The 6,000-nt window shown below is 68.8% G+C and carries 6 protein-coding genes; 4 read left to right on the top strand and 2 right to left on the bottom strand.

Annotated elements, in window-relative coordinates; genetic code table 11:
- On the bottom strand, positions 1-283 hold a 283-nt coding region (locus AB0F71_RS18895; protein WP_360235246.1), incomplete at its 3' end, for a transposase.
- 145 nt (positions 284-428) lie between these two features.
- A complete protein-coding gene (locus tag AB0F71_RS18890) occupies positions 429-1,091 on the bottom strand; it encodes a TetR/AcrR family transcriptional regulator C-terminal domain-containing protein (RefSeq protein ID WP_360235265.1) in 663 nt (220 codons plus the stop codon).
- 242 nt (positions 1,092-1,333) lie between these two features.
- On the opposite strand from AB0F71_RS18890, the gene AB0F71_RS18885 reads away from it, so the two are divergent.
- The 4 genes from AB0F71_RS18885 (at position 1,334) to AB0F71_RS18870 (ending at position 5,698) form a co-directional block, all read left to right on the top strand.
- A complete protein-coding gene (locus AB0F71_RS18885) occupies positions 1,334-2,239 on the top strand; it encodes an alpha/beta hydrolase (RefSeq protein WP_360235258.1) in 906 nt (301 codons plus the stop codon).
- Between the two features lie 54 nt (positions 2,240-2,293).
- Positions 2,294-2,683, top strand: coding sequence for a cupin domain-containing protein (locus AB0F71_RS18880; protein WP_360235243.1), 390 nt, complete (start codon positions 2,294-2,296; stop codon positions 2,681-2,683).
- Positions 2,684-3,440: 757 nt separating this feature from the next.
- Positions 3,441-4,190 carry an NACHT domain-containing protein gene (locus AB0F71_RS18875; RefSeq protein WP_360235240.1) on the top strand — a complete coding sequence of 250 codons (750 nt, stop codon included), beginning with the start codon at positions 3,441-3,443 and terminating at the stop codon, positions 4,188-4,190.
- A gap of 80 nt (positions 4,191-4,270) precedes the next feature.
- On the top strand, positions 4,271-5,698 hold the full coding sequence (locus AB0F71_RS18870) for a hypothetical protein (protein WP_360235237.1): 1,428 nt from the start codon (positions 4,271-4,273) through the stop codon (positions 5,696-5,698).
- The last annotated feature ends 302 nt before the right edge of the window (positions 5,699-6,000 follow it).

Below are 6,000 nucleotides of genomic sequence, written 5' to 3'. Positions count from 1 at the left end.
CGTGGTGAGCCCGCACGATCGTGGAGTCCACGCTGACCAGCGTGAGCCCGACCTTCCCGCGCGAGGCGGCCTCCGCGATCAACTCGTCCATCAGGAGCTGGAAGAACCCGCTAGCCACCCAGCTGCGGAAGCGGGAGTAGACCGTCGTCCAGGCTCCGTACCGCTCGGGGACGTCCCGCCAGCCGCTGCCGGTACGAAACCGCCACAGCACCCCGTTGAACTGCTCCCGGACCCGCCGCGGCAGCGGCCCGGTAGCCGCCACCGGCACATGCGGTTCGATCAAGGCCCACTCGGCATCCGTCACGTCAAAACGCGCCACGACCCCGAGTTCTACCAGAGACACCAGCCCGGAACTGAGTCACTGCAAGATCCGAACCCTGAACAGCTCCTAGCCGCATCAGAGACCCTTTGCCCTGTTGAGAAGGAGATCAGGAATCGCGGGTGGTCGCTGCCTCGTTCGGGCCGACCACGGCCTCGGGTGCGTGCTGCTGGATCCCTGCGAGGAAGACGCGCAGGCCGTTGGAGAACCGCTCGCTGGGGTTGGTGGCGGCCAGTGTCTTCAGTCCCATTGCGAGCGGGTCGTCGGTGTCCAGCCCGGCGGCCGCCAGACGTGCCGTCCAGTTGTCGCCGGTCGGCATGCGGGACTGGGCCTGTTCCTCGATGGTGTGGCCGAGGATGAAGTAGAACACCGCGAAGGTGTGCTCCCAGGCGCGATTCGGCGGGAATCCGGCCTCGGTGAGCACCTGCGCCGCGCGGCGGCTCGCGGCCATCGTGTGCGGTCCGGGGGCGAAGGTTCCGGAGACCACCCGGGCGCCGTCGCGGCGGCTCAGCAGCGCCGTGTGCAGCCGTTCACCCAGAAGCTCCAGCTGATCGGGCCAGGACAGGTCGGATGGCAGCGGCGCGCCGACCCCTTCCAGCAGTTGGTCGGCCATCGCGTCCAGCAGTGCGTCCTTGTTGGGGAAGTGGCGGTAGAGCGCGCCGGCTTGGACGTCGAGCGCGACGCCGAGCCTGCGCATGGTCAGGCCGTCGAGCCCCTCGGCGTCGAGGAGGTCGAGGGCCCCGGTCACAACGTTGGGCCGGCGCAGCAGCATGCGCACGCTCCCTTCTTCTCATGGGCGGCCGCCGATGCCCGGTGGCCCGCCCTCGGCTTGACAGGGGTCCACCCTATCCCTAGCGTGAACAGCGTTCACCGTGAACATCGTTCACTGTGAACATCGTTCACTTCCTCTTTGGTTCAGCCTCTTCAGGGAAGGTCGTCATGAGCAATCCGCCCGACAGCCGCACCCGATTGACCAACGGTCTCGCCGAAATGGCGAGTCCGCCGCTGACCGGCCTGGATCCCGAGCTGAAAGCCGCCGTCCCGGCGTTCCCCCGGGCCGATTTGAGCGATCCCGTTGCCGCGCGCAACAGCCTCGCCCAGCTGGCCGCCGCCGCGCCCGCCCCCGACACCATCGGCTTGGAGATCGAAGAGCGCACGGTGGACGCCGACCCGCAGGTGCCGGTGCGGATCTACCGCCCGCAAGAGGCCCACGGCGCGATCCTGTGGCTGCACGGCGGCGGATTCGTCATGGGAGATCTGGACACCGAGCACCCCTGGGCCGTCCGGGTCGCCCACGGATCCGGCGCCGTGGTGATCTCGGTGGGCTACCGCCGAGCCCCCGAGCACCCCTATCCGGCCGCCCTCGACGACACCTACGCCGCGCTGGCCTGGGCGGCAGGCCACGCCTGCGAACTCGGCGTCGACCCGGCGCGGATCGCCATCGGCGGCCACGGCGCCGGCGCGACCCTCGCGGCCGCCGCCGCACTACGGGCACGCGACCGGCAGGGGCCCTCGATCCGCTTCCAGCTACTCAACCAGCCCGCGCTCGACGACCGTCAGCAGATGTGGTCGGCAAGGCACTTCACCGCAACTCCGTTCATGACACGGGAGAAGGTCTCCGCATCGTGGCGGCACTACCTGGGCCCAAGTCAGGACGCGGCGTCCGTCTCACCGTACGCCGCCCCGGCACGGGCCACCGACCTGTCCGGTCTGCCGGCCGCCCACATCGCCACCGCGCAGTTCGACCCGAACCGCGACGAGGCCATCGCCTACGCGCTGCGGCTCATGCAGGCCGGCGTACCCGTCGACCTGCACCAGTGGGCCGGCACCTTCCACGGGTCACAGGCGGCGGTATCCGCCGAAGTGTCCCGGCGGCAGATCGACGAGCTCGCCGCAGTCCTGCGCCGCGCCCTGGCCTGAATGAGACGGCCACAGACCAGGGACGAACGTCAACCGAGCGAAGGGGATACCGACATGACCATCACCACGATCGATCTCTTCGAGTCCTTTCTGCACCTTCGCCCCGACGGCCAGGTGCGCGCCGAGCAGCCGACCTTCGACCCCGAGCGGGATGGCTGGCAGGTGATGGCGTTCCACGTCGCCACCGACGCCGACCTCCACGCCGACCACTGGGAAATCCATCCCCACGCGGACGAGGTCGTCTCCTGCCTCACCGGCCGGATACGCCTCTGCTTCCGGCCCCTGCAGGCGGGCGGGGAGCAGGAGGAAGTCGAACTGGCGGCCGGAAAGGCGGTCATCGTGCCACGCGGGCGCTGGCACCGCATCGAACTGGACGCCCCGGGCGACATCCTGAGCGTCACCCTGCCGCAAGGCAGCCGCCTCGAGGAGCGGACCCGCGCCTAGCGCCGTGTCAGCAAGGCCTTGCCTTGTGACGACGTGACGCACCGTCCGGATTCAACCCCGGCGGCGCACCAAATATGCAAAGAAAAGGCAAATCACCCGCATCGCTCCAGGTCACGAAACCTCCCCCCGTGCCCACAGGTGTCGCCGAGCGTCATGATCTCGGCCAGCCGGGGTACCCATGGCACGCGTGGGAGACCGAGCGCGCGGCAGGACGTGCCAAGGTCATTCGCGTCAACTTTGCTGTCGAGTTGAATCATCGCAGTCGAGACTGGCCGCGCGATGACGGCGCCGGGACGTCCGTGAGCGAGCGGGCACGGGATCAGCCCTCTGACCTATAGAAGCTGTTTAGTCATGTCATTTATGTTCAACACCTTGAACGGGAACCTTCGCAACACGGAGGTTGAGCTTCCACCAACCCTCTGAAGCCGAGGGGAGCCCACTCCCCAGTCCCGCCGGAAGGCCCTCTCCTCTGCCCGTCAGCCTGACAGCATGTCGAGATGACTGGAGAGGTACACAACAACAGCGTGGGTTCGATCCGGAACCTGATCCAGACAGGGAACGCCCGCGACATCTACATGGGCTCCTCCTCCCCCGCACGCTCTGCCGCCGCCGAGGCCGAGAGCGATGTGTTGGACGGGCTGGCCAGCGTGGTCCAGGCCCAGTGGCGGGATGAGGCCAACGTCCGCGGCCTGCGGGGGCATGTTCCGATGCGCTTCCGTGGGAGCTGGAGCAGGGCTACGAAGGTCGGCCAGGCGCGATGCAGGCTGATTCGGTCGGGCTCGACGGTCTGGTCGAGCGTGCCAAGGCGCTCTCGCCCCACCAACTGGTGATCACCGGGCCGCCCGGGGCGGGCAAGTCCTCCATCGCCGTCCTGCTCGTGCTCGGACTGCTGGAGGAGGGGAAGCGGCACTCCGGGGAGGATGTTCCCGTCATCCTGTCGCTGGCGGACTGGGACCCGGAGGTGAACTTCTGGGACTGGGTCATCACGCGGGTGTGCGAGGACTACGAAGAGCACGTCAAAGGTCTCGCTCAGGACGTGGTGACGTCGCTGGTGCGCAAGCGCCGGATCGTTCCGGTCCTGGACGGTCTCGACGAGCTGCTGCCGCTCACCCACAAGGAGGCCGCGAAGGCCCTGAACCTGTTGTTCGAGACCGGAGAGAAGCTGGTTCTGACCTCCAGGCCGGAGGCCTACCAGGATGCCGTCAAGGAGGCTCCTCTCCTGAAGCGCGTTCCGGTTCTGCGTATCCTGCCGGTCCCGCCCGGGACCGGCAGGAGCTACCTGGCCCAGCCCTGCGATCAGGAACGCCTCGGATTTTGGCAGCCGGTCTTCGAGGCGCTGGAGAACGATCCCGAGGGCCCAGTCGCCCAGGGCCTTTCCTCGCCCCTGATGCTCGGGCTCGCGGCGGCGGTCTACGCACACCGCAGGAGGCCGACCCACATGAGCTGCTCGACACGGAACGGCTGCCCACGCAGGCCGACGTCAAGGGCCACCTCCTGGACGGGTTGATCCCCGCCGTCTGCGCGCAGGGACCACGGCCCTCCCATCTCCCCGGGCCGGTGCGACGCTGGAATGCCTCCCGGGCGCCCGTGTACTGCAGCTACCTCGCGACCGAACTCCACCGCCGACGTACCCACACCATCGCGTGGTGGCAGCTGCGGAGCCTGCTGACCGAACCGGGTGTCTGGGGCGTCGTCGTCATCGTCGCCGCAGCCGTCTGCGGCACGTCGACGAGCTACGCGTTCGCAGGACTCGCCGCCTTCCTCGGTGCCTCTCCCCCACGGGCCGGGCTCGGAATCGCGGGAGTGGGCCAAGCACTCGGTGCCGTCGCCTCGGCCGCCATCATCACCACGGCGTTCGGAAGAGTAGTGACGAGACACCTGTTCACCGGCTTCGACGATCGCCCGCGGCGGTCGGCGCCCGGAAGCAGCGGACCGTTGATCCTGACAGCGGCCGCCCTCGCCACGGTGACCGTCAGTGTGTCGCTGCCCGGAAGCACCCCGGCGTACCTGTGTGTCTTCGTCCTTCCCCTGCTGTCCGGTGTGCTGCTCACTCGCTCGTCCGAGGTCGATCTGGCGGCTCGGCCGGCACAGCTACTGCGGGGCGAACGCAGGATCGCCTTGATCGAATCCATGGTCGTCGCTCCAGCAGTCGCAGGGACGTCCCTGGCGTTCTTCCACTGGCTCTGCGGTGATCCGCTGCTCATCGTCGGCGGGCTCGCCATCGCCTGGTCGTGCTCGGCCGCAGTGCTGATGGCTCTCAGCCGATGGAGCCGCTGGTACGCCACACGTCTCATCCTGGCAGGACGGAGTCGTCTGCCACTGGACGTTCTGGGCTTCCTCGAGGAGGGGCGCCGGCTGGGCGTATTCCGGCGGGTCGGCACGGTCTACCAGTTCCGGCACGCGGCACTCAGGGACCGGCTCGCAGGTGTGACGACGGACGGGACGGCCGACAGCTCCGAAGCGCCGCCCGCGGTGGTACTCCGGAGCAGTGTGAGCACCGTCAGGGCCCTGCGGGCACTCACGTTCGACCTGTCGGCGCTGACCGCCGTCTTCCTTCTGGTGGTCTCCCCGATGACCTCGGGCCCCGGCTTCCGTGCCGATCTGCACCAGAGCCTGCTCCTGCTGTTGCGCTGGTGGCCTCTGGCACTGGTTCTGCTCAGCGTTCTCGTCCTGGGAGGACTGGCGTTGCGGGTGGTCTCGACGCGGCTGCGCGTCGACAGCGAGGGCGTGCAGCTCAACGGCGGCCGCCGACTGCGGCTGCGTTGGGACCAGGTGACGGAGGTCCGGGTTCGCCGGATCCGGAGCAGTCGAAACGCGGAGGACGGCGCGCCCAGTGTGAACGTCTCCTACTGCCTGGTGATGAGGCCGGTGACCGGACTTGTCACTCCGCGCCACCTCACCGACGCGCGAGGCTGGGTCCGGGTCTGGGAGCTGGGCTCCACCGAGGTGATGCCGCCCGCCCTGGAGCTCGCGCTGTCCCGGTTCGCCGGCGATCGCTGGGGCCGTGACGTCTGAGCCGCAAGGTGTATCCCGTGCCAGGAGCCCACTGAGCCCTGTATGGAGCGAGGACGGGAATTTTCCGCGGAAAATCGGCGGGCAGGTCGATCCGCTCACCATCCGTCGCCCTTCGCGGGCCCGGATCGTGCCGTAGGGCCGGGCATCGGGCACCCACCCGCCGCCCGGGTGCTCGTCGTCCACGCGCTCGCCCCCACCGATCGCGTCCAACCACGTTCCGTATCGCGCTGGAGGGGCCTGGCGGGTACTGGCAGCGGAGCACCGGACCTGTCCGGCGCGGATGGTCTCGTTCGGCTACTGCG

Origin of the sequence: Kitasatospora sp. NPDC028055 (genome assembly GCF_040637885.1) — a bacterium.
Lineage (GTDB): Bacteria > Actinomycetota > Actinomycetes > Streptomycetales > Streptomycetaceae > Kitasatospora.
The sequence above is the reverse complement of the archived record's forward strand: the minus strand, read 5'-3'. Positions and strand labels throughout refer to the sequence as shown.